19 protein-coding genes are annotated in these 21,654 nt (G+C 69.7%); 10 read left to right on the top strand and 9 right to left on the bottom strand.

Annotated elements, in window-relative coordinates; all coding sequences use genetic code 11:
* Positions 1–174 precede the first annotated feature (174 nt).
* From ACTWPT_RS44805 to ACTWPT_RS44820, 4 genes are all read left to right on the top strand, one after another.
* A complete protein-coding gene (locus ACTWPT_RS44805; protein ID WP_443183641.1) occupies positions 175–1,809 on the top strand; it encodes a carboxylesterase/lipase family protein in 1,635 nt (544 codons plus the stop codon).
* 94 nt (positions 1,810–1,903) lie between these two features.
* The gene (locus ACTWPT_RS44810; RefSeq protein WP_443183642.1) at positions 1,904–2,578 is read left to right on the top strand and encodes a response regulator; all 675 of its coding nucleotides are present in this window, start codon (positions 1,904–1,906) and stop codon (positions 2,576–2,578) included.
* Between the two features lie 70 nt (positions 2,579–2,648).
* Positions 2,649–3,845, top strand: coding sequence for a sensor histidine kinase (locus ACTWPT_RS44815; RefSeq protein ID WP_443183643.1), 1,197 nt, complete (start codon positions 2,649–2,651; stop codon positions 3,843–3,845).
* Between the two features lie 304 nt (positions 3,846–4,149).
* The gene (locus ACTWPT_RS44820) at positions 4,150–4,401 is read left to right on the top strand and encodes a hypothetical protein (RefSeq protein ID WP_443183644.1); all 252 of its coding nucleotides are present in this window, start codon (positions 4,150–4,152) and stop codon (positions 4,399–4,401) included.
* A gap of 279 nt (positions 4,402–4,680) precedes the next feature.
* On the opposite strand, the gene ACTWPT_RS44825 is transcribed toward ACTWPT_RS44820, so the two are convergent.
* From ACTWPT_RS44825 to ACTWPT_RS44860, 8 genes are all read right to left on the bottom strand, one after another.
* Complete coding sequence (locus ACTWPT_RS44825; RefSeq protein ID WP_443183681.1) at positions 4,681–5,325, bottom strand: DNA alkylation repair protein; 645 nt, start codon at positions 5,323–5,325, stop codon at positions 4,681–4,683.
* 443 nt (positions 5,326–5,768) lie between these two features.
* A complete protein-coding gene (locus ACTWPT_RS44830; protein WP_443183645.1) occupies positions 5,769–6,821 on the bottom strand; it encodes a VWA domain-containing protein in 1,053 nt (350 codons plus the stop codon).
* Positions 6,822–7,772, bottom strand: coding sequence for a VWA domain-containing protein (locus tag ACTWPT_RS44835; protein ID WP_443183646.1), 951 nt, complete (start codon positions 7,770–7,772; stop codon positions 6,822–6,824).
* Between the two features lie 64 nt (positions 7,773–7,836).
* The gene (locus ACTWPT_RS44840; protein WP_443183647.1) at positions 7,837–8,721 is read right to left on the bottom strand and encodes a DUF58 domain-containing protein; all 885 of its coding nucleotides are present in this window, start codon (positions 8,719–8,721) and stop codon (positions 7,837–7,839) included.
* Positions 8,722–8,724: 3 nt separating this feature from the next.
* Positions 8,725–9,714 (bottom strand): AAA family ATPase, encoded by a 990-nt coding sequence (locus tag ACTWPT_RS44845; RefSeq protein ID WP_443183648.1) that lies wholly within the window; start codon positions 9,712–9,714, stop codon positions 8,725–8,727.
* A 26-nt stretch (positions 9,715–9,740) separates the two neighbouring features.
* On the bottom strand, positions 9,741–10,529 hold the full coding sequence (locus ACTWPT_RS44850; protein WP_443183649.1) for a S1C family serine protease: 789 nt from the start codon (positions 10,527–10,529) through the stop codon (positions 9,741–9,743).
* Positions 10,530–10,703: 174 nt separating this feature from the next.
* Positions 10,704–11,402, bottom strand: a complete 699-nt coding sequence (locus ACTWPT_RS44855; protein ID WP_443183650.1) for a DUF899 family protein — start codon at positions 11,400–11,402, stop codon at positions 10,704–10,706.
* 63 nt (positions 11,403–11,465) lie between these two features.
* The gene (locus ACTWPT_RS44860) at positions 11,466–11,744 is read right to left on the bottom strand and encodes a type II toxin-antitoxin system RelE family toxin (RefSeq protein ID WP_443183651.1); all 279 of its coding nucleotides are present in this window, start codon (positions 11,742–11,744) and stop codon (positions 11,466–11,468) included.
* A gap of 304 nt (positions 11,745–12,048) precedes the next feature.
* Here ACTWPT_RS44860 and ACTWPT_RS44865 point away from each other — a divergent pair, with 304 nt between their 5' ends.
* Together ACTWPT_RS44865 and ACTWPT_RS44870 are read left to right on the top strand one after the other, a co-directional pair.
* The gene (locus tag ACTWPT_RS44865; protein WP_443183652.1) at positions 12,049–12,603 is read left to right on the top strand and encodes a spondin domain-containing protein; all 555 of its coding nucleotides are present in this window, start codon (positions 12,049–12,051) and stop codon (positions 12,601–12,603) included.
* Positions 12,604–12,947: 344 nt separating this feature from the next.
* The gene (locus ACTWPT_RS44870; protein ID WP_443183682.1) at positions 12,948–13,166 is read left to right on the top strand and encodes an HIT family protein; all 219 of its coding nucleotides are present in this window, start codon (positions 12,948–12,950) and stop codon (positions 13,164–13,166) included.
* A gap of 122 nt (positions 13,167–13,288) precedes the next feature.
* Here the strand turns inward: ACTWPT_RS44870 and ACTWPT_RS44875 are convergent, their stop codons facing one another.
* The gene (locus tag ACTWPT_RS44875; protein ID WP_443183653.1) at positions 13,289–14,614 is read right to left on the bottom strand and encodes an alpha/beta hydrolase family protein; all 1,326 of its coding nucleotides are present in this window, start codon (positions 14,612–14,614) and stop codon (positions 13,289–13,291) included.
* Positions 14,615–14,848: 234 nt separating this feature from the next.
* On the opposite strand from ACTWPT_RS44875, the gene ACTWPT_RS44880 reads away from it, so the two are divergent.
* From ACTWPT_RS44880 to ACTWPT_RS44895, 4 genes are all read left to right on the top strand, one after another.
* On the top strand, positions 14,849–16,195 hold the full coding sequence (locus ACTWPT_RS44880) for a histidine kinase (RefSeq protein WP_443183654.1): 1,347 nt from the start codon (positions 14,849–14,851) through the stop codon (positions 16,193–16,195).
* Positions 16,180–16,896, top strand: a complete 717-nt coding sequence (locus ACTWPT_RS44885; protein WP_443183655.1) for a response regulator — start codon at positions 16,180–16,182, stop codon at positions 16,894–16,896. Before ACTWPT_RS44880 ends, ACTWPT_RS44885 begins: the two co-directional genes overlap by 16 nt.
* A 119-nt stretch (positions 16,897–17,015) precedes the next feature.
* The gene (locus tag ACTWPT_RS44890; protein ID WP_443183656.1) at positions 17,016–20,429 is read left to right on the top strand and encodes a serine/threonine-protein kinase; all 3,414 of its coding nucleotides are present in this window, start codon (positions 17,016–17,018) and stop codon (positions 20,427–20,429) included.
* A gap of 283 nt (positions 20,430–20,712) precedes the next feature.
* The gene (locus tag ACTWPT_RS44895; protein ID WP_443183657.1) at positions 20,713–21,624 is read left to right on the top strand and encodes a LysR family transcriptional regulator; all 912 of its coding nucleotides are present in this window, start codon (positions 20,713–20,715) and stop codon (positions 21,622–21,624) included.
* The last annotated feature ends 30 nt before the right edge of the window (positions 21,625–21,654 follow it).

Consider the following 21,654-nt stretch of genomic DNA (forward strand, 5'->3'; position numbering starts at 1 on the left):
GTGCACCACGCGAAGGGCTGCTGCAGCTGGGCGCGCCGGGTTTGCAACAACAGGTCGCAAGGTTGCAACGTTCACACGTCGCGGCGAGCGCGGAGCCGACACGAAGCTGGTCGCATGCTCGGTAAGAGATCGCTTTTTGCCATGTCAAGCTCTGGCGAGGGGGAAGGAGTCATGATGGGGGTGTCGTTTCGGCGGCTGCTCGCCCTGATCGCCGCAGGCTGTCTCACCATTGCCGCGTGCGCCACGCAGTCCGCCGCCCAGCCCCAGCCCCAGGCGCAGGTGCAGGTGGCGCCGAAACCGCAGCCGTCGATCGTGAAGCTGGACTCGGGCCGGATCCGCGGTCTTGATGACGGCACGGTCAGGACCTACTCCGGGATCCCCTTCGCGCAGCCGCCCGTGGGCGCGCTGCGGTGGAAGGACCCGGTGCGGGTCACACCGTGGAAGGGCGTGGCCGAGGCCACCAAGCCCGGCCGGCAGTGCACGCAGATGGAGGCGGGCAAGCAGATCGGCGGGGAGGACTGCCTGTACCTCGACGTCACCGCTCCGGCCAAGCCGTCGCGCAAGCCGCTGCCGGTGATGGTGTGGCTGTACGGCGGCGGTTACACCACTGGCGCCGGTTCCGCCTACGACTCCCGGCGGCTGGTCGACCAGGGCGAGGTGGTGGTGGTGGTGACGCCCAACTACCGGCTCGGGGCGTTCGGCTACCTCGCGCTGCCGGGACTGGTCGGCTCGGGCACGTTCGGGCTGGCTGACCAGCTCGAAGCCCTGAAATGGGTCCAGCGCAATGCCGCGGCCTTCGGCGGCGACCCGGGCAACGTGACGCTGTTCGGCCAGTCCGCCGGTGGGATGAGTAGCTGCGCGCTGCTGACCTCTCCGGCCACGCGCGGCCTGATCGACAAGGCTGTCATCCAGTCGGGGTCGTGCATGCTCGATTGGGTGAGCGGCACCTATGTCCCGATCCCGGGCATGCCGTCGTTCACGCCGTACAGCTCGCTGAAGGCGAGCCAGGGCACTGGCCTGGCCGCCGCGAAGAAGCTCGGCTGCGCGGCGGGCAAGGAGCTGGAGTGCCTGCGGGCCAAGCCGGTCTCCGAGCTGATGAAGGTCAACGACAGCTTCGCCAGCAATCTCGCGTACGGCACGCCACTGCTGCCGCTCGACCCGCCGCAGGCTCTGCGCAAGGGCAGGTTCGCTCGGGTGCCGGTGATGTCCGGCGGCACCAAGGACGAGGGCAACGGCTTCATCGCTGGCGCCGCGCAGGCCGGCTACCCGGTGACTGCCGAGAACTACCCGCAGCTGATGCAGGGCGCGTTCGGCGAGCACGCCGACACGGTGACGCGGGAATATCCGCTGACGGACTTCGCCTCCCCGGGCCTGGCCTGGGCGACGGTGGCCAACGACCGCGCCTGGGCCTGCCCGACCCTGGAGGGAGAGACGGCGATGGCCGCCCGCACCACGGTGTACGCCTACGAGTTCGCCGACGACAAGGCGCCCAACATCAGTAACATCTCCTCCGACTTCCCACTGGGTGCCCAGCACGCCAGCGAGCTGCCGTACCTGTTCGACCTGGGCGGCAGGCCGTGGCACGGCCTCACGCCCGACCAGTGGCGGCTGGCGGACCAGATGATCGGCTATTGGACCTCCTTTGCCCACACCGGACGGCCTCGGGCCGCGGGCGCACCCGCCTGGCCCGCGTTCACCCCGTCCGGCCAGACCGTCCTCAGCCTGAAGCCCGCGGGGCAAGGCGGCATCGGCCCGGCCGACTACCGCGGCGAGCATCGCTGCGGCTTCTGGAGCGGACTCGCCGACTGATCACGCCATACTGATTACCCCATGCTGATCACGCTATGACGCCTGGCCCCGGCGCGGGCCAGGCGTCACTGCCGAACTATGGTGGACGGGCGCTGTGACAGACTATGAAGGCGTGATCAGGGTTCTGCTCGCCGACGACGACCCGATGGTCCGCCGGCATCTGAGGACGATCCTCGGTTCCAGTACGGACGTCGAGGTCGTCGGCGAGGCGCGAGACGGGGCAGAAGCGGTCGAAGAGGTCCTGCGAAACCGGCCCGACGTGGTGCTGATGGATCTGCGGATGCCGGGCGTGGACGGGATCACTGCGACGAGGGAGATCGCGGCGTTGGCCGCGCCGCCCACGGTCATCGCGCTCACGACCTTCGACTCCGACGAGCACGTGCTCCGCGCGCTGGAGGCCGGAGCAGGGGGCTTCCTGGTGAAGACCACCCCGGCCGAGGACCTGCTCAATCTGGTCAAAGTGGCGGCCGATGGCCATGTGGTGATGTCGCCGAGCGCGACGCGAAGACTGGTCGCCCAGTCGGCCAGAGGCGACGAGCGGCGCGACCTCGCGCGGGCACAGGTGGCGAAGCTGGCCGAGCGCGAACGCGAGGTGCTGGTCTGTCTCGGTGAGGGGCTCACCAACCCCGAGATCGCGGGGCGGCTGTTCCTGTCGGAGACGACCGTCAGAAGCTACGTCTCCCGGCTCCTGGTCAAGCTCGACCTCACCCACCGCACGCAGGCCGCCCTGCTTGCCCACCAGGCTGGACTCCTTGACGAGTCCAGTTAGCACGACCCACGACAACCGGCCGCCACCTGCGTCTTCCCGACCTCGCGGCGGCCTTTTTGAGGTGCCCGCTGTGCGTACACCAGCACGTCTGTCCAGGCCGGAGCTGAGCATCCGCGATCGAAGGACGCTCTTCATGGCCGCCACCGGCGCGGCCGCGCTGTGCGCCGTCGCCCAGATCGTCCTGTACCTCGGCAACGAGCACACTCGCGATGCCGGCTCCCTCTCCGAGCTGGCCCTGAACCTCCTGCTCGACGCGTCCTTGCCGCTGGTGGTCCGCTTCCCGCGGACGGTGGGAGGGCTGGCCGTCGTCGTCACGACGATCTCCGCCCTCGGTGTCAGCCTCGCGCCGGGCGTTGTGACGCCGCGGGTCGACCCGACCGTGACGCCGCTGGCGGCCGCGATCGTGGTGTCGTTCCTGGTCTACCTGCTGCCCTGGCGGCAGGCGTTCGCCTTCGCCGCGGTCCTGGCACTGCCGGCGATCCCGATCTGGTCTCCCACCTGGGAGAGGCTGTACGTCGCGCTGTCGGCCACTGCACTGCCCGCGCTGGTCGCCCTCTATCTGAAGGCCAGGATCGAGTTGGTCCGGGCGTTGCGCAGGCGGGCCGAGCTGGCCGACTCCGAGCGCCGCCTGCTCGCCGAGCGGGCGGAGACCGCTGAACGGCAGCGCCTGGCGGCCGAGATGCACGACATCGTCACCCACCACGTCACCGAGATCGTCCTGCATGCTGACGCGCTGCGCGTCACCACGCGCGATGACGACACCCGCGTTGCGGCGGAGCAGATCCGGCAGGCCGGTACGCGTACCCTGACCGAACTGCGCGACCTCATGCGCGTGGTCACGACGGGGGTCAGGCCGGCGCCCGCCGAGCGTCCCGACGACGACACCGGCGGCGACCTGGCCGCGCTGGCGGCGGCCGACGATGCGACCCTGAACGTCCAGGGCGATCCCGGTACTGTGCCCGCGGTCGTGGCCCGTGCCGTCTACCGGGTGGTACAGGAGTCCCTGACCAACGCCCGCAAGCACGCCCCCGGCGCGCCGGTCACCGTCACCATCGCCTACCCCGGCGACCGGGCCGACGTCGAGGTACGCAACGCACCGCCCCGGCGCGCCGCCGACCCCATGCTGACCAGCGCCGGCTCCGGAATGGGCCTGACCGGACTCAAGCGCAGGGTGACCCTGCTCGGCGGCACCTTCAGCGCGAGAGGCGACGAAGGAGGCTTCACGGTCACCGCAAGCATCCCCACCTCCGCCAGAAGGAACGCCTAGTGCCCCCTGGCTGCTGCGCGGCGGCCACCTGCTGCTGCAGCTTCTCCAGTTGCCCGGACAGCTCAGCCCAACGCTGGCGTGCGGCTTCCTCGGCTCGCGCCAGCCTTGCCAACAGCGACGTCACCATCGCCTCGCCTGCAGCAGTCCTCACACGACTGCATCACTCAACGCGGTGACAACGGACCTGCCTGCCAAACCCCGTGGCAGCTGACGGGCCGGGCACCTGCTCCCCGGAGCCCGGCCCGTCAGCGATCAAGAACCGACAGATCGGACCACCGGCGCGTCCGGGATCGGCAGCGCGGCGATGGCTTTCCCACCTCTGACGGTACGGCCCGTGGGCGGGCCTTCTCCCTACGGGCAGCCGAGGCTGACCCGCTGCCAGGGCCCGCAGTTGTCGCCGGAAGACGAGCAGCACAGCCTCCTGTACCAGCCGCCCGAGAAGCACCTGTACTGGTATCCGCACACCGCCGACGCCCTCACTTCCGGGACCACCAGCGCCAGAGCCCTGTCGATGAGCACTCTCACGTCCTGCCTCCTCATATCCCCTACCTACTGACGATTGCGGCGATTATCGGGGTGGGCATTGGCGCGCGGTTAGCGCGGCGATAGCGCGGACCCGCACCGGGACCCGGGACCGGCTATTAGTCATGCATGGCGCGCGGGGATTCTTGCGCCTGCTTCCGGCCCGCCCCACGGCATGTGGCGGAGGATCTCCATCGTCGTCTCACGGTGGTGGAGCCGCGGTAGCCGCCGGATAATCGTCATCTCGCGTTGCAGCGGGCGAGTCTCGTCCCCTTCTGAGGGAGTAGCGGCACGAGCGTGAGCGCGAACCTTCCTACTTATCGTGCTGTCGGCGCACCATCTCGGTGATCCAGATGGGCGCAAACGGAGACGTGCAGCCCGGGGGAGTCGGGTAGTCCTTGAGCACCTCCAGGCGCTCACCGATGTCGATTGCACGGGCGCGGTGCTCGGCGTGCTCGATCCCGATCTGAGCCAGGCAGTGGTTCATCGCCCACTGCAGGCGAGCCGGGGCGTCTTTCATCTCGGCCTCGATGACATCGAGCAGTCCTGCGAGGTCGAGGCCTTCGGGCTTCTTCGCCACACGTTCGGTGGTCAACGCCCAGCCGGCACTCGCGACCACTGGATCCGGATCGGCGGACCAGGCCAGGCGCAGCTCTTCGGAGTGCGGGTTCTTCTTCACCACGTAGTTCACGAGCCAGTCGTGCACCTTAGGTGTGCGCGCCTCGCGCAACATGACGTCCAACTCGTCACGCTCGAACACCTTCGGGCGGCAGATCAGGAGCGCCAGCAGTCTCGCCGCGGTGTCATCCGTCTCCCAGAGCCGACGCGCGAGTTCCTGCTGCGTCTTCAGCCGCTTCGCGAGCGCGCGCAGCTTGCTGAGGTTCACACCGTGATCGTCACCGTGCTTCTCATTCACCTCGCGCATCTTCGGGTCCTCGAGCTCGGCCAGCTCGGCCATCACCTCGGCCACCATCGTCCCGGTCAACGGCGTCTCGGCCACCTCAGCCTCCTGTCCATCACGTGCGAGATGCAGCCTACGACGGAAGTCGACCTGCTGTCGTACACGCCGGTTCGGCGGCAGTCACCGACGCGAAATCCCGCGTCCTCACAAATTTGCAGCAGTTCTCGGCACTGACCCTCGCCTCCGGGACCTACTCACCGTGTGCGATGCGGCATCGCTGGACGGGTCGGCAGTCGAGGTGAGGTACCTGACGTCGTTCAGTTCGTCGCCCTCAACGATGCCTGGAGCGATGATCGGCTCGTTGTACGAGCTCCAGCATCGGCGCTGGACGCTTGGCTGTGGCGGTCGCCAGAACGGTCGTGTGGTCCAGGCACCACCAGCGGACATGGACGGCCGCGAACCGGCGGTGACCGCTGAGGCGTTTCGGCTACAGGCTGCCGTCAGCGGGTCGGGGTCCGGGGGCGGTTCCACCAGAGGGAGAGGGACAGGGCCGCGGTGATGAGGAGGGCGCCGCCGGCCGCGAAGGCGGCGGCTGTGTCGACCCGTTGGTGGATGACGGTGAAGCTGCCAGGGAGAGCGTCGAGGGCACTTTGGAGCTGGTCGGCGTTCTCAGCGCGGTGGTAGGAACCGCCGGTGGTCTGGGCTATCTGTTTGAGCGCGGGCTCGTCGATCACGCGGATGTTGCGGCCGCTGTCGAATCTGCCGCGGCCGCCGGAGCCGCCGCCCCAGCCGCCGAAGCCGCCGTCGAACTGTGAGTTGTCGCAGACCATCGGGGCCGGGTTCGTGGTGCCGAAGCCGATGGTGAAGACACGGACGCGGCGCAGGGCTGCTTCCTGGGCGGCGGTCTGCGGGTTGACGCCCTGGGTGTTGGCGCCGTCGGTGAGCACGATGATCGCGGCACTGGCGTAGCCTTCCCCGCCGCCGGGGTTGGCTCCGGTGGGGGCAACCGACGGGTCGACCTCCGCGATCGCGTCGATCGAGGTGAGCATGGCCTGCCCGATCGCGGTGCCGCGGGCCACGGTGAGGTTGTCCAGCGCCTCGATCAGCGACTCGGTGTCGTCGGTGGGAGGGACGAGCAGACCCGCGGTGCCCGCGAAGGTGACCAGGCCGATGCGCGGCCCGCCTCGCTGCGACTCGATGAACTCCGCGGCGGCCTTCTTCGCGGCGGTGATGCGGTTGGGGTCGACGTCCGTGGAGCACATGGAGCCGGAGGTGTCGAGCGCGAGCAGGATCGTCGCCGACGTCGTCGGCACCGGCACCGACGCCTGCGGCCGCGCGGCGCCGACCGCGAGCAGCGCGAGTCCGGTTATGAACAGTGCCGGGGGGATCTTCCGTGTCCAGCGCGTACGGCCGGGCAGGGCGCTGCGTACGAGCGCGATCGAGGTGACGCGCACGGCGGCCCGCCGGCGGCGGCGCCGCACCCACTCGCGGATGGCGAAGATCAGCGGGATGATCAGGACTGACAGCAGCGCCCACGGCCATGAGAACACCATTCAAATCACCCGTCCAGACCGGAGCACGGTGAGCGCCGCTCCAGCGGTGAGCAGCGCGAGGGCGAGCCCGATCAGCCCGCCGGCGAGGGGCAGCGGCTCGTCGGAGACGGTGAGCCGCAGATCGATCGTGTCGGCGATCCCGTCGAGCCGCGCCGTGTCGGAGGCGGGGTGGTAGCCGCCGCCGGTGGTCTGCGCGATCAAGGTGAGGGTGTCCTCCTCGAGCGAGGTCTGCAGGTGGTAGCCGTCGACCTTCACCGTCGCCCCGGCCGTGGTGCCGACGCCGACGGTGTGGATGTGTACGCCCGCCTGCTGGGCCACGGTGGCGGCTCGTTCGACGTCCGCGCCCTGGTTCTGGCCGTCGGAGAAAATCACGATCGTCGCCGACGGCCAGTAGCCGATGTCGGGCGCGGCGCCGTCGCGGCCGATGGCCACCTGCTTGCCGGTGATCGCCGTCAGCGAGGCCGTGATGGCCGTCCCCAGTGAGGTGCCGCCGGTGATCTTCAGCCGGTCGATGGCCTTGAGCGCGATGGAGTGGTCGGCGTCGGGCCGTGCGGTGGTGAGCGCGCCCCGTTCGAACGCGACGACTCCGATGTCGACGCTGTCGGGCTGCGCCGCCACGAACGCGCGAGCCGCCCGCTGCGCGGCCGCCAGCCGGGTGGGCGCGACGTCGTCGGCACCCATGCTGTTGGAGACGTCGATGGCAAGGATGACGGTGCCCGCGGTCCGCGGGACCGGCACCATGGCCGCCGGTCCGGCGGTGGCGATCGCGAGTACCCCGACGCCGGCGATCGTCAGGCCGACTCCGAGGTACGCCCGGCGGCCGCCCGGCACAGCGACGCCGGCCGCCGCGAGCGCGGCCGTCCGTCGGCGCGCCGAGACGACGCTCGCCCAGGCGAGCGCCGCCGTGACAAGCACTCCGACGGCCAGCAGCAGCGGGGAAGACAGGGTCATGAGGCCTCCTTCGTCGGCCTCATGACCAAGGCGCTGTGTCTATTGATGACCTCGACAAGCTCAGTCATGACGACCGGTCCCGGGTTCGGGCGACGACCTCGACGAGCGCCTCGGCCAGATCGCGGTCGGTGTCGATGCGGTGGACAGGCACCCCGGCCCGGCGCATGCCCGCCGCGAGCCGGGCGTCGCGGGCGTCGACGGCGGCGCGGAAGCGGACCCGCAACAGCGGGTCGGCGGAGTCGACGACGAGCTGCTCGCCGGTCTCGGCGTCCTCGACCACGATCAGCCCGGCTTCGGGCAGCACATCGTCGGCCGTGTCCACGATCCGCAGGGCGACCACCTCATGCCGCCGGACCAGGCGCTGGAGCGAGCGCTCCCAGTCGCCCTCGCCGATGAAGTCCGACAGCACGACGATGAGTGCGCGGCGGCGCGCGAGCCGTCCGGCCGCATCGAGCATCTCCGCCAGGTCGGTGGTGGCGCCACCGCTCGCCTCGGAGGTGCGTTCCAGCTCGGCGCCGATCCGCAGCGCGTGCCGCCTGGAGGTGCCGGGCGGCACGACGCGCACCATCCCGGCGTCGAACAGCAGGGCGCCGACGCGGTTGCCGCCCCGGCCGAACAGCCGAGCGAGGACGAGCGCGAGCTCGGCGAGCACATCGTGCTTGCCGCGCCTCGGCCGGCCGGCCGCCATCGAGGCCGACCGGTCGAGCACGAGCCACACCGTCAGCTCTCGGTCCTCGGTGAACACTCGCAGGTGCGGCTCGTCCAGCCGTGCGGTCACGTTCCAGTCGATGTGCCGGGCATCGTCGCCGTCGCTGTAGGGGCGCAGCCCGGTGAAGTCGATCCCGGAGCCGCGGTGCGCGGTGCGGTGCATGCCCTGGAGCCGGCCGTCCAGCCTGCGGACGACCTTCCACTCCAGGCGGAGCAGGAGCCTCTCGGGGGCGGTGGCCATGGCTCAGCGGTTCTGCAGGACGACGTCGGGCGCCCGGACAGCCCCGAGCACCCTGGTGATGATCGTGTCGGCGTCGACATCGTCCGCGAGGGCCTCGTAGGACAGTACGAGGCGGTGGCGCAGCACGTCGAGCGCGAGCTCGGACAGGTCGTGCGGCAGGACGTAGTCGCGGCCGCGCAGGAACGCCAGCGCCCTGGCGCCCGTGACGAGCGCGATGGACGCCCGCGGGCTCGCCCCATAGGTGACGTACCGTTCCAGCTCGCCGAGCCCGGCCGTCGCGGGGGAACGCGTCACGGCGACCAGCCGTACCGCGTAGTCGACGATCGCCGGATCGACGTACACCTTCTGAGCGCGGGCCCGCATCTCGATCAGGTCCCCGGCCGTCACCATCGGCTGCGGCGCCTCCGGCGGACGCAGCGCCCGGCCGACGATCGCCTGCTCTTCGGCCTGCGTCGGATAGTCGACGACCACCTTCATCATGAAACGATCGACCTGCGCTTCGGGCAGCGGGTAGGTGCCCTCCGACTCGATCGGGTTCTCCGTCGCCATGACCAGGAACGGCTCGGGCACCTGGAACGTCTCACGGCCGATCGTCACCTGATGCTCCTGCATCACTTCCAGCAGGGCGCTCTGCACCTTGGCGGGGGCGCGGTTGATCTCGTCGGCCAGCAGCAGGTTCGCGAACACCGGGCCGAGCTCGGTTTTGAACTCCCCGGAGTGCTGGTGGTAGACCCGCGTACCCACGAGGTCGGCGGGCACCAGGTCGGGGGTGAACTGGACGCGCTGGAAACTCCCGGCGATCGCGGCGGCCAGCGACCTCACCGCGAGCGTCTTGGCCAGGCCCGGCACGCCCTCGACGAGCAGGTGGCCGTCGGCGATCAGCGCGACGGCCATGCGCTCCAGCAGGACGTCCTGCCCGACGATCGTGCGTTTGACCTCGAACAGCACATGTTCGAGCGGATGGGCCGACTCGGGGGACTTGGTCGAGGTCATGGTGTTCCATTCTCGTGACGCTTCGGTCAGATCAGAGGCCCGTCACCCGGCGGGCCGTCGCCTTCGCTACCACCCAGGGCCGCGCCGATCGGCACCGCGAACGCGATGCCGGCGAACGCCTCGTCGCCTCCCGGGTCGGCGATCGAGACGACGATCCCGATGACCAGGCCGCGAGCGTCCAGGAGGGGACCGCCGGAGCTGCCCGGGTTGACAGAGGCGTCGAACTGGATGAGCCCGCTCAGGTCGCCGTCTTCGGCGCTCCTGTTCAGGCCCGACACGACGCCGGTGGAGACACTGTAGGTCAGGCCCAGCGGATTTCCGATCGCCACGACGGGTGCGCCCACGGCCACGGCGCCGCCGAGCGTCGCCGGGACGACGATCTCCGGCAGCTCCGCGGGCTTGAGGGTCGCGACGTCGCGCTTGGGATTCGACGACGCGACCACGGCCTTGGTCTTGGTGCCGTCAGCGAACGTCAAGGTGACGTCCTCGGTGCCTTTGACGACGTGGTGCGCCGTCAGAATCGTCCCGTCCTCGGCCGCGATCACCCCGGTTCCGAGCGACCGCCCGGCCCGGATGACCACCACCGACGGCCCGACCCTCTTGAAGACCTCGGCCACCGTGAGCACCGCACTGGGCGTCGGCGTCGCGCTCGGCCCGGGCGCGGCCTCTTCGCCGTTCCCGCCGCTGCTTCCCAGCCAGTACGCCAGCAGCGCCACGACGACAAGCGCGCCGCCCCCGACGACAAACCGCCGAGCCCTCCCGGCCACAGCTCCCTGAGCCTCGGCCGCACCAGCCTCCTGCGGTACGCGCTCCATGTCTCCAATTTATAAAGCTCAGCTAAAAGTGCTATAAAGCCTGCTTAAGAACTCCATGAGAACCGGTCCCCGCAGCCCAACGCGCGCAGCACGGAGACGAGGATGGCGGCGCCCACTGCCCTGTCTGAGCCGGTGGAGCTTGCGGCGTGCCCGCGACGGCCGTCGGGCTTGGGTTCACGAGCAGCAGCCTGAGCTGCCCGTGCCGGTGCTGGGCTGTCCGCTGTGGAGGTCGTCGTCGTGGCCGGCGGCGATCCGTGCCCATTGCGCGGTCGGCCGTCCGTCCTTGCGGAACTGCTGGCCGAGCGTCTCGTACGGCTGCGGCCAGCCGGACGGGGAGTCCTCCCAGGTTTCCTGCCGTCCGTAGACGGTCATGTCGAGGATGCCGTAGGACGGCGCCATGGGCTCCACGCCGCGGCCGGTGGTCCAGTACGTCTCGTAGACGCGGTCCCCATCGCGGAGGTAGCTCGCCTTCATCCCGAAATGGCGGCCGGCGACGAGCCGTTCGTGTGACTCGGCGGGTACGGAGTACCAGGGCATGTCCCAGCCCATGAAGCGGCGGTAGCGGTCGGATTCCTCGTAGGGGCCCTGGCAGAAGACGGCGAAGGTGACGTCACGCTGGTGCAGATAGGACAGTTCGCGGACCTGGCCGGTGAAGAAGGTGCAGCCCTCGCACTGGTCGGCGGCGGGGCGGCCGTCGTGCCACATGTGATACGACACGAACAGCTGGGTGCGGCCCTCGAAGACGTCGATCAGGGGGACGTGCCCCTTGCCTCCGACGAGCAGGGCCGACGGGTCCACCTCGGTCATGGGCAGCCGTCGCCCCGCAGCGTCGGAGCTGCCGTACCCCGAAGGAAGATCATCTATCCCGGCCATGTGACCCGGGTCTTCGAGCTGGCGAGCGAACGTGGCGGACTCCGCGCACTCGACTCTGGGGATTCAGACGTGGCGGTAGACGTCGCGGTGATTGCCGACGGCCAGGACCCACACGATCAACTGACCGTCCTCTACGGTGTAGACGACGCGATAGTCGCCGCTCCTGAGCCGCCAACGTGCGCTGTGCCCTTGAAGGGCCTTGATGTCGAACGCCGCAGTTTCCCCTGCGTCCATCGCCCTTTGCAGCTCGGTAAGGCGGAACAGTATGCGTAGCGCATCCGGACGCGGGATCTTGAGCATGTCCCAGTGAATATGCGTCGTGAAGCGCGTGACGTATCCCATGGAAGTCAGCTCGGGTGGGCGCGGAGCAAATCGGCCATCTCTTCGAGCGAGACCGACCCTTCCATACCGCGTGTGAACGATGGGCGGATGAAGCGGCATGCGGCCGTAATGGCCCGTAACCATCAGGTAAGCCATGCGTAAGATCTTTAGGGCGGATCTGGCCATAACGTCCAGTGGGTCACGTCCCACCCGAAGGAGCACACACGCAATGTGCCCTGTCCAGCTGTTCGCAGGACTGACCGCCTTTTGCGCCGCCATGGTCGCGCTGCCTTCCGCCGCACAGGCGAAGCCCATGACAACGTGGATGGTGAAGATCCAAAATCTGACGCCGTCGGGATCCCAGCCGCTGTCACCACCTGTTGTCGTCGTCCACTCATCCAGCGTCCATGTCTGGCAGGTCGGCCGGTTCGCCAGCCGTGGCGTCGCCGCAGTGGCCGAGGACGGCGACGCCCCGAGACTGATCAAGGAGGTCTCCAAGCGGCCCGGCGTGCGTGAGGCGTTCGCCGCGGCGAACGCTCCGATCGCGCCGGGCAAGACCGCGACATTCCAGATCAAGGTACGGCCAGGTGAGCGAGTCAGCATCGTGAGCATGCTCGTCAACACCAACGACGGCTTCACCGGCGTGGACGCGTTGCAACTCCGGCCGGGCTCGATCCGGACCATGGCCTATGACGCGGGCAGCGAGAAGAACCTCGAGACCAAGGCCACCATCCCCGGCCCATGCTGCGGCAGCCCGATGGTGCGTGCGCCCGAGAAGAGGCCGATCAGCAAGCACAAGGGGATCATGGCCTGCGGTGACCTGGACCGCGAGACCTACGGCTGGAGCGGCCCGGTCGCCAAGCTGACCTTCGCGCGTTGACGAGCCAGCGCCAACCGAACTCCTGAATCGAGTAGGAGGGTTGTGGCTTGCCCGGGTGAAGGGACCGGCGAACCGCCTTCCTCGTCCTGGCCGCCCTGACCCTCCTCGTCCCCGGCCGCCGGCAACTTCCCGGCCGGCAAGACCACCGTCACACGCCTGCGAGCACGTTCATAGTCGCAGAGGTCGGCCGGATGCGATCATTGAGTGGGTGAGCAACTGCACCTTCTGCAAGATCGTGACCGGTCGGTTGTCGTCCTATCGTGTCCTCGAGGACGAGCACACCCTGGCGTTCTTGAACATCAGACCTGCCTCTCCGGCCACACGTTGGTGGTTCCGCGTTGCATGTGCGCGACGTGTGGGAGATCTCCGAGGTCTCTCACGGCAAGGTCGCCGACATGGTGCATCGAGTCACCGCTCTGCTGAAGACGGCCCTTGCTCCCGAGGGGGTGAACGTGAAGCACAACACAGGCGAGGCTGCCGGCCAAGATGTCTTCCACATTCACGTGCATGTGGTTCCGCTCCTGCCAGGTCACGCCATAAGGGCAGTTCTTGAAACAGCCTGAGGGAAGTCGACGGGATCCCGTCCGATCGTCTGGATCGGGCGGGATCCCGTGTTCAGCGTCATGAGAACGCCTCGACGAGCGTCCGGCTTCCGGCCGACTCCGTGACCAGCGATCCAGGTGATCTAAGCGCAGGTCTTCTGCTCGACGTCACACAGTTTGACCTCGGGGTAACGTGTCGACCGCTCCTGGAGAAGGGGCTGCGGCTTGCCGCGAAGATGCAGGTCGAAGAAGGCCGCCACGTATGCGCGGGTGATCTCCACGGAACGGACGGGGGGCAGGTCGGTGTTGCGGTAGATGCCGATCTGTTCGGCCAGCACCGATATGTCGGTGAACGAGGCGTGCTCGGCCCCCGCCACCACGAGCCAGCGCTTCCACCCCGTCAGGTTCTGCCAGGCTTGCTCCCACGAGGCGTCCTTGCCACCTGGGCTGTGTGTCGCCTGCGTGCCCAGGAAGAGGAACGGCCGCGACAGCCCGCTCTCCGGCACGGGGACGAACGCGGTGCCGTCGATGTTGATCCCGGCGCGTACCCTGCGGTCCTTGAGCATGGCCTGCACGGCGCTCGCGCCGCCTGCTGAGTGACCGGCCATCGCGATCCTGGAGGGGTTGATCAGCTTGGCGCCCTTCCATTCGGGGTGTGCGCGCGTTAGTTCGTCGAGCACGAAGGAGACGTCGGCCGCTCTGGTTGCTCCCACCTTGTCCCAGAATGCCTGGTCCTTCTGCTGGACCTCGCAGGCCACACAGGTGGTGACCCGTCCGTCGGGGAAGCTGGTGGCGATGTTCTCGTACGTGTGGCCGATGACGGCCACAACGTAGCCTCGGCTCGCCAGGTCCTCGGCCAGGGCAGTGAGTGAGCTCCGGGGCTTGGTGAAGCCAGGGGAGAGCACCACCAGCGGCAGGCCGTGCCGGCGACCGGCGGGTTTGGCGTCGCTGATGGCGTTGGTCCGTGTCTTGCTGAGCAGGTCGAACGGCAGGTTTGTTATTTCCCCGTCTTTCAGGGTGAGCTCTGATTCCTTGGGTGTCATGTACGGGGCCCGCTTTCCGGTGCGGGATTTCGCCGGGTACCACAGGGACACCATGAGTTCCCTCGCCTTCACGCTGGGAACCCAGGGGTCGGCGCGTGAGGTGTCCTTGAGGTACAAGGAAGTCGTGGTGCCGGCCGGCTGGGATCCGGTCGGTTTGGGGAGGTACGGCGTGCCTATCGGGGTGGGCGACGGATCGGGCAGGACAGATGAGCTGGAGCCGGGCGAGGGATTGCGCGAGGGGGTGTCGGAGACGGCCGAATTGGCTGTGGACGCGGAGGCGCACGAGGTGGCGGCCACGAAGGCGAGCAGGGCCGCGACGGCGGTGGCGCCTCGGCGGATCCGGCGGAGCGGTATCGGTCTGCCTGCGCCGGCGCCGCGTCCTGAGGCCGGGCTGGGCATTGTTTCCCGCTCAATCGCATGACCCATGAACTGTCCTTCCTGATGGGGGCGGCCGCCTCGACGAGCTTTCGCGGGCGGCCGGTGGCGGAAACGACGTTAGGGGCCGGCGAGATCCGTCCGCGTCGGCTGTGACGCCGATATCGACCCCCTCTCGGGGAGGAGCCCTCCGGCGTGTCATCCCTGCGATGTACTCCTGGCGGAGGTCGGGTCCCGTCACCGGTGCTGACGCGGGACGTACCGTGCAGTCGGGACAATGCACCCGTGACGACAGTGAGCAGAGGACGTGGATGGTGGCGGTTCGGTCTGGATGCGCTGCGCCCCGGGTGGAAACCCGCCCGGCCCTCGCGCCGGGCACTCCTTGCCGACCTGCTGCTCGCGATCGTCTTGACCGTTGTCGCAGTGGCCGCGACGGCAGGCACCACAGACGATCCCCACCGCGTCGACGGGCAGCCGCCCTCTGTGCTGGAGCCCTTGCAACTGCGGCCGCTTCCCCAGCCACCAAGCAGCGACGCCCCGCCCGACGGCCTGGTACGGCCGATCCTCCCAGCTGACGACCAGAGGGGTTCGGGCCCGCTTCCGCTGCTGGTGGTTCTGACGGCGCTGCCGTTGGCGGTGCGGCGGCTGTACCCACTGATCACCTTCTCAGTCGTGCTGGCCGCGGCGTTGGCCACCCACGACCACGCGACGTGGATCACCGTGCTGACGTTCGCCATCGCCGCCTATGGCGCCGTGGCCCATAGTCGTCACCGGGTGCCGGCTATCGCCGGACTCGTCCTCGCCACCGTGCTGGCAGGCATCGCTTTCCGGGATTCCGTCCCAGCGTTGCCGAGCTGGCTGGGGCCGTTCGTGGTACTGCTGAGTGCCGGAGTCGCCGCCAGTTTCGTCCGCTCGTGGCGGCAACAGCTCGACTCCGGCCGCCGTCGATTCGCTGAACTGCAGCGCGAACAGGAGGAGGCCATGCGCAAGGCCGTCCAGGAAGAGCGCTCCCGCATCGCCGGCGAACTCCACGATGTCGTCACCCACAATGTGAACGTGATGGTGATCCAGGCCGGAGCGGCGCGCAAAGTGATGGACACGGCCCCTTCCCGGTCGAAGCAGGCCATGCTGGCGGTCGAAGCCAGCGGCCGGGCCGCCATGGCCGAACTACGCCACGTCATGGGCCTGCTCGCCGGTCCGGAGAGCGAACGTGCGGACAGCAGCGCCGACGGGCTCGAACCGCAACCGGGGCTCGACCAACTCGACTCCTTGATCGAACGGGTCCGCGCAGCCGGACTGCCGGTCAGCATCGAGATCTCTCCGCCGCACGGCCCGCTGCCACCAGGGGTGGACCTGGCCGCTTACCGCGTCGTTCAGGAGGCGCTGACCAACACGATCAAGCATGCGGCCGGCGCGGCGGCGTCCGTCACGATCGGCCATTGCGACGACTGGCTGGAGATCGAGGTCAGCGACTCCGGCGGTGGGCAGACGGCACGCGCCGGAGACGGCCAGGGCCGCGGGCTGATCGGGCTGCGGGAGCGGCTCGCGCTCTACGGCGGCACCTTGCAGGCCGGGCCGCAGAGCGGCGGCGGCTACCAGATCAAGGCGCGGATTCCGTGGACCACGACGTGAACGGGCCTCTGCGCGTGGTCATCGCCGACGACCAAGCGCTGGTACGCAGCGGGTTCGGGATGATCCTCGCCGCCGATGGCATCGACGTGGCGGCTGAGGCGGCCAACGGAGTCGACGCCGTCGCCGCCGTCCGGCGTACTAGACCCGACGTCGTGCTCATGGACATCCGGATGCCGCAGATGGACGGGCTCGAAGCCACTCGGCAGATCATGGCAACAGCCGCGGACGAGACCCGCGTCCTCATTTTGACCACGTACGACCTCGACCACTACGTCTACGCCGCACTCACCGCGGGGGCGAGTGGGTTCCTGCTCAAGGACGTCACGCCCGAACACCTGGTGGCCGCGGTGCGTCTGGTGCGCGCCGGTGACGCCCTGCTCGCACCGACGATCACTCGTCGCCTGGTGGAGCGGTTCGCCCGCCGTGATGAGGCCAAAGCAGCCGTCCACCGGGATCTGTCGGAGCTGACGCCCCGGGAACTGGAGGTGCTGCGCCTGCTCGCCACCGGACTGAGCAATGCCGAGCTCGCGGACCGGCTGAGCCTCAGCCCGACGACGGTGAAGACTCATGTCGCGCGCATCCTGTCCAAGCTCGGCCTCAGGGACCGGGTTCAGGCGGTCGTCCTCGCCTACGAGACCGGGTTGATCGCCCCGGGCTCGCCCGCCGACCAGCCGCCAGGGAATAGTCGTGGGCCCTTGTAGCCGCCGAGCCCTATCCGCCCGGTTTCGGCCAGTACTACGGCGGCCCGGTGGTGTGAGAACCCCGCCCGGGTCGGTGGCGTCCAATGCCTCAAGGGGACGTACCGAACGGGGATCAGCACATGAGGCGAACGCTTGTCGATGGGGATCCGCAGCGCGTGGGCGGCTACTGGCTGGCGAGCCGGCTGGGCGCGGGCGGTCAGGGGGTGGTGTACGAGGCGTACGACGGCGACGGGACGCGGGTGGCGGTCAAGCTGCTGCACGGGGACGCGGCCGGGCAGGTGCGGCGGGAGGTGTCCGCGGCGCAGCGGGTGGCCTCGTTCTGCACGGCGCGGGTGCTGGCCGCCGACCTGGAGGCCGACCGGCCGTACATCGTGACCGAGTACGTGCCGGGGCCGAGCCTGCGCGAGGCGGTCGCGGCCGGCCGCGAGTTCGCCGGGGACGAACTGCACCGGCTGGCGACCGCCATCGCCACGGCGGTGGCGGCGATCCACGACGCCGGGGTCGTGCACCGGGACCTCAAGCCGGGCAACGTGCTGCTCGGCCCTGACGGGCCGCGGGTGATCGACTTCGGGGTGGCCCGGACCGAGGACATGACGCTGACCGCCAGCGGGATCGCCGCGGGCACGCCCACCTACATGGCGCCGGAGGTGTTCACCGGCGAGCGGGCGGGCATGCCCGCCGACATCTTCGCCTGGGGCGCGGTGGTGCTGTTCGCGGCCACAGGCGCGGATCCGTTCCAGGCCGACGGGCTGGGCGCGGTGATGCACCGGGTGCTGTCCGCCGAGCCCGACCTGAGCGTGCTGCCCGATTCACTGCGGGGCCTGGTGGAGGCGGCGCTGGCCAAGGATCCGGCGGCCCGGCCCACGGCAGGTGAGCTGCTGCCCGCTCTGATCAGCGGGGACGGCCAGCGCCTCGACCTGGCCCGGCTGCTGGCCGCGGGCACTCGCCGGGCAGGCGCGATCGCCTCCGGAATGAGAGACGACCCGGCGCTGGGGACACTGGCCGAAGACTGCTACTCGGCGTTGAGCCCGGGTGGGCGCGAGGCGGCGCGGCAGGTGTTCTTACGGCTGGTCACCGTGGGAGAGAACGGCGAGTTGTTGCCCCGCCGCGTGCCCCGGGAGGAGTTGGAGGAGGACGCCGGGCAGGTACTGGAGGCGTTCGCCTACCTGCTGACCACGGGGGAGGAGATCGCGCTGGCGCGGCCCGCGCTCCCGCAGGCCTGGCCCCGGCTCCGCGGCTGGATCGCCGCCAACCGGGACGGCCTGGCGGTACATCGGCACATCGCCACCGCGGCGCGGCGCTGGAACGGCCGAGGCCGGAAAGACGGCGACCTGCTGCAGGGCAACGACCTGGACGGCGTGCTGCGGTGGGCGGCCACCGACCGCCGCGACATCACCCTCACCCCGGTGGAACGGGACTTCCTGGCGGCGGGTGCGGCGCTGGCCAGGCGCAGGGTGCGGCGCGGCAGGCTGGTGACGGTGTCGATGGCGGCGCTGCTGGTGGCCGCGCTCATCGGCGGTGGCCTGGCGGTCTGGCAGGGCAGCCAGATCGCCGTCCAGCGGGACGAGGCCGAGGCCCGCCGCCTCGCCGGAGTGGCCGAGGATCTGCGCGCGATCGACCCGAACCGGGCCATGCTGTTGAGCGTGGCCGCCTGGCGGCTGGCGCCGGTGCCCGAAGCACGGGCGGCCCTGATGGGTTCGCTCACCGGACTGGAAGTCGCCGCCTTCCGCGACCCCGCGCCCGATGCCCGGCGGCTGCTGAGCCGCGACGGCCGCACGCTGGTCAGCGTGGGCGATGGTGAGGCGAGGGTGTGGGACGTCCGCACCGGTGCCCGTACCGGCCGCTTTCCCATCGGCAATGACCGGATCGTCCTGGCGGCCCTCAGCCCCGGCGCAAAGGGGCTGGCCGTCGGCACTGAGCGCGGCATCCAGGTCTGGGACGTCCGCACCGGGCGGCCGTACGGGACCCGCTACCCGCTGGCTCCGGACGCCGAGGACTTCGACCTGGCCTTGGATTACGGAGGGGCCGAGGACATCGTGATCGTCTCCCAGGGGCAGGGCGCGACCGCCTGGGACGTGCGGACCGGGCGGCGGGTCCAGGTCCCGACCCTCGGCGGCGACGTGACCACCTCCAAGGACGGCACGACCGTGTTCTACGCGTTCACCAACAGGATCTACCGCAAGCCGTTCCTCGGGGGAAAGACCAAGCGGCTCAGAGACGACTGCCTACTGCCGTGCGCGATGGCGCTCACCCCGGACGACCGCACCCTGATCATCACCGACGACCCGGACCCCGTCATGATCGACGCCGTCACCGGCCGGGAGCGCGAAGGGGCGACGCCCAGTGACTGGGCGGACGGCCCACCCGTCCTCAGCCACGACGGGCGGCTGCTCACCGACGGCCGCAAGGTGTGGCGCCTCGGTGGCGAAGACCCTTTGGAGCCGGTGATCGACCTCGGCGGCGGTGGGACGCCCGCCTTCGACCCCGACGGCCGCACGCTGCGTGTCCTGGACGACGACACCGTGGTCTCCTACGACGCCGGCCAGGCCGCCAGCCCGCCCGCCTCGATCGTGCCCGTCACCGCGGACAGTTGGCTCAGCCCCGACGGCAGCATCCTTGCCACCGAAGAGGAGACGCGGGTGCGGCTCTGGAACACCGCCACGGGCAAGCCGGCCGGACCGTCCATCGACCTGGGGACCGATGACGTCGAGCTGACCATCCTCAGCGACGACGGCGGCCTGCTCGCCGTCCGCGACGACAACGGGCGCATCACCGTCCACGACACCCGCACCGGGCGGCGCACGACCACGCTGAACGAGGACGAGGCCACCACGTCCCGCGACATGGCCTTCAGCCCCGATGGCACACGGCTGGTCGTGGCCGCGCAGTACTCGGCGGCGGACGGCGAATCACGGGTCAAGCTCGGCCTGTGGGAACTCCGCACGGCCCGCCGGCTCCGGACGTGGTCGCAGAGCGCGGAAGTCGACAACCTGCGCTTCACCCCCGACGGCCGGACGATCGCTGTCAGCGGCCCCGCGGGCATCGTCCTGGTCGACGCGGCCACCGGCACGACCGTGGACGTCGGCCATCTGTTCGGTCCTGGTGCCAGTCACCTGGGCTTCAGCGCCTCGGGCGCCTTCTACGCCCGCCAGGAGGACGCCAACCGCCTCTGGGTGTGGCCGCCCGGCGCCGCCGGCCCGCGGACGCTCGTCCTGGACGACACCCCACAGGACGTTCACACCGTTGAACTCGACGGCTCCACCGCCGTCATCTCCGACGGCTCCGTCTTCAGCCTGTGGGACACCGCGACCGGCCGCCCCATCGGCCGCGTTCCCATGTCGTCCACGAGTCGCGGGATGCCGATCAACGGGCGACTGCTCCTACTGGGCGACGACTTCCTGCGCGCGCTCCCGCTCGACCCGGACCGCCTGATCACGGCCGTGTGCGCGCGGGCCCGCGCCGGCTCACCCACACAGACCCGGCGCCCCTCCCTCCCCGACACGCGTTACGAGGACGTGTGCGGTAGCCCTTGAGGTGGCGTCACTGGTCGACCGTGTCACGTCCGATGCTCATCATCTCCGCGACTTGTTCGACGGTGTATGCCTGCATCGAGCAGGCCGCAGGACTTGAGACGGGCGAACTACACGACATACGCGGCGAGGGACAGGCCTGGTGGTCGGTGGCGTCCATTCCTATAATCTCGACTCCTACCAGCTCAGCTACGAACTGGGCTGATCGCATCCCTCCTAAACCGAGCGGAATCCCGTTCGCAGACCCTACGGCGAGGTGGGCGGCGATGATGGATCGGAGGCTCGGGTGGATCGCCGGCAGCTCGAGTACTTTCTCGCGGTGGCGTCTCATGGCAGCTTCACGAGCGCCGCGTCCGCCCTGCGGGTCGCGCAGCCGTCGCTGTCGTACACCATTCGGGCGCTGGAGCGCGAACTCGGCACCCCGCTGTTCCACCGGCTTGGTCGCGGGGTCAGGCTCACGCCCGAGGGGCAGGCGCTCGTGGGTTCCGCGCAGCAGGTGCTGCGCGCTTTCACGTCCGCGCTGTCGTCGGTTCAGCAGGTTACGTGGCTGCAGGCGGGGCGGCTCGACATAGTCGCAGAGACCACGTTGGCGGTGGACCCGCTGGCCGGTCTCGTCGGCACGTTCCGCCGCGCCTATCCGGGAGTCGATATCCGAATCGAGGACCCAGAGCATGCGGCGGCAGTCGCGGAAATGGTACGGGTCGGCGAATGCGAGCTAGGTCTCGCGGATTTCTCCGTGCCGTCGGTGGGGTTGCGTGCTTTGGAGCTCCGGGAGCAAGAGATTCTTGCGGTCCTCCCGCCGGATGCCGAAATATCAACAGGCCGGGCGCTGAAGATGGCCGAGGTCGCCGCTATGGACCTGATCACGACTCAGCCGGGCACGACGACGCGGACACTGCTCGAGCAGTCACTCGCGGGGGCGGGCGTCCCCCTGCGCATCGCAGTGGAGACGCCGCATCGCGCGGCGATCGTCCCGTTGGTCCTCGCCGGCGCGGGTGTGGCACTGCTTCCGCGTCCGATGGCGGAGGACGCGGCACGTCAAGGCGCCCGCATCGGGGCGGTCGATCCGCCCGTCGTACGCCGTGTTCGGTTGCTGTGGCGTCCCGATCCGCTGTCGCACGCGGGACGGGCATTCGTCGAGATGGTGACGCGAGAGAGCACGTCAGGCCGCGTCGGCGGGTCCGCCGTACAGCCATAGAGATTCTCTATGGCAGCCGTTAAAAGGCGG

The sequence above is a fragment of the Nonomuraea sp. 3N208 genome, assembly GCF_052245935.1.
In the GTDB taxonomy this organism is placed as follows: domain Bacteria; phylum Actinomycetota; class Actinomycetes; order Streptosporangiales; family Streptosporangiaceae; genus Nonomuraea.

Excerpts from the sequence above, each read along its gene's own strand:
- ACTWPT_RS44805 (WP_443183641.1), top strand. The coding sequence starts at position 175 with ATGGGGGTGTCGTTTCGGCGGCTGCTCGCCCTGATCGCCGCAGGCTGT.
- ACTWPT_RS44820 (WP_443183644.1), top strand. The coding sequence starts at position 4,150 with ATGGCTTTCCCACCTCTGACGGTACGGCCCGTGGGCGGGCCTTCTCCC.
- ACTWPT_RS44825 (WP_443183681.1), bottom strand. The coding sequence starts at position 5,325 with ATGGCCGAGCTGGCCGAGCTCGAGGACCCGAAGATGCGCGAGGTGAAT.
- ACTWPT_RS44830 (WP_443183645.1), bottom strand. The coding sequence starts at position 6,821 with ATGGTGTTCTCATGGCCGTGGGCGCTGCTGTCAGTCCTGATCATCCCG.
- ACTWPT_RS44835 (WP_443183646.1), bottom strand. The coding sequence starts at position 7,772 with ATGACCCTGTCTTCCCCGCTGCTGCTGGCCGTCGGAGTGCTTGTCACG.
- ACTWPT_RS44840 (WP_443183647.1), bottom strand. The coding sequence starts at position 8,721 with ATGGCCACCGCCCCCGAGAGGCTCCTGCTCCGCCTGGAGTGGAAGGTC.
- ACTWPT_RS44845 (WP_443183648.1), bottom strand. The coding sequence starts at position 9,714 with ATGACCTCGACCAAGTCCCCCGAGTCGGCCCATCCGCTCGAACATGTG.
- ACTWPT_RS44850 (WP_443183649.1), bottom strand. The coding sequence starts at position 10,529 with ATGGAGCGCGTACCGCAGGAGGCTGGTGCGGCCGAGGCTCAGGGAGCT.
- ACTWPT_RS44855 (WP_443183650.1), bottom strand. The coding sequence starts at position 11,402 with ATGGCCGGGATAGATGATCTTCCTTCGGGGTACGGCAGCTCCGACGCT.
- ACTWPT_RS44860 (WP_443183651.1), bottom strand. The coding sequence starts at position 11,744 with ATGGGATACGTCACGCGCTTCACGACGCATATTCACTGGGACATGCTC.
- ACTWPT_RS44865 (WP_443183652.1), top strand. The coding sequence starts at position 12,049 with ATGGTGAAGATCCAAAATCTGACGCCGTCGGGATCCCAGCCGCTGTCA.
- ACTWPT_RS44875 (WP_443183653.1), bottom strand. The coding sequence starts at position 14,614 with ATGGGTCATGCGATTGAGCGGGAAACAATGCCCAGCCCGGCCTCAGGA.
- ACTWPT_RS44890 (WP_443183656.1), top strand. The coding sequence starts at position 17,016 with ATGAGGCGAACGCTTGTCGATGGGGATCCGCAGCGCGTGGGCGGCTAC.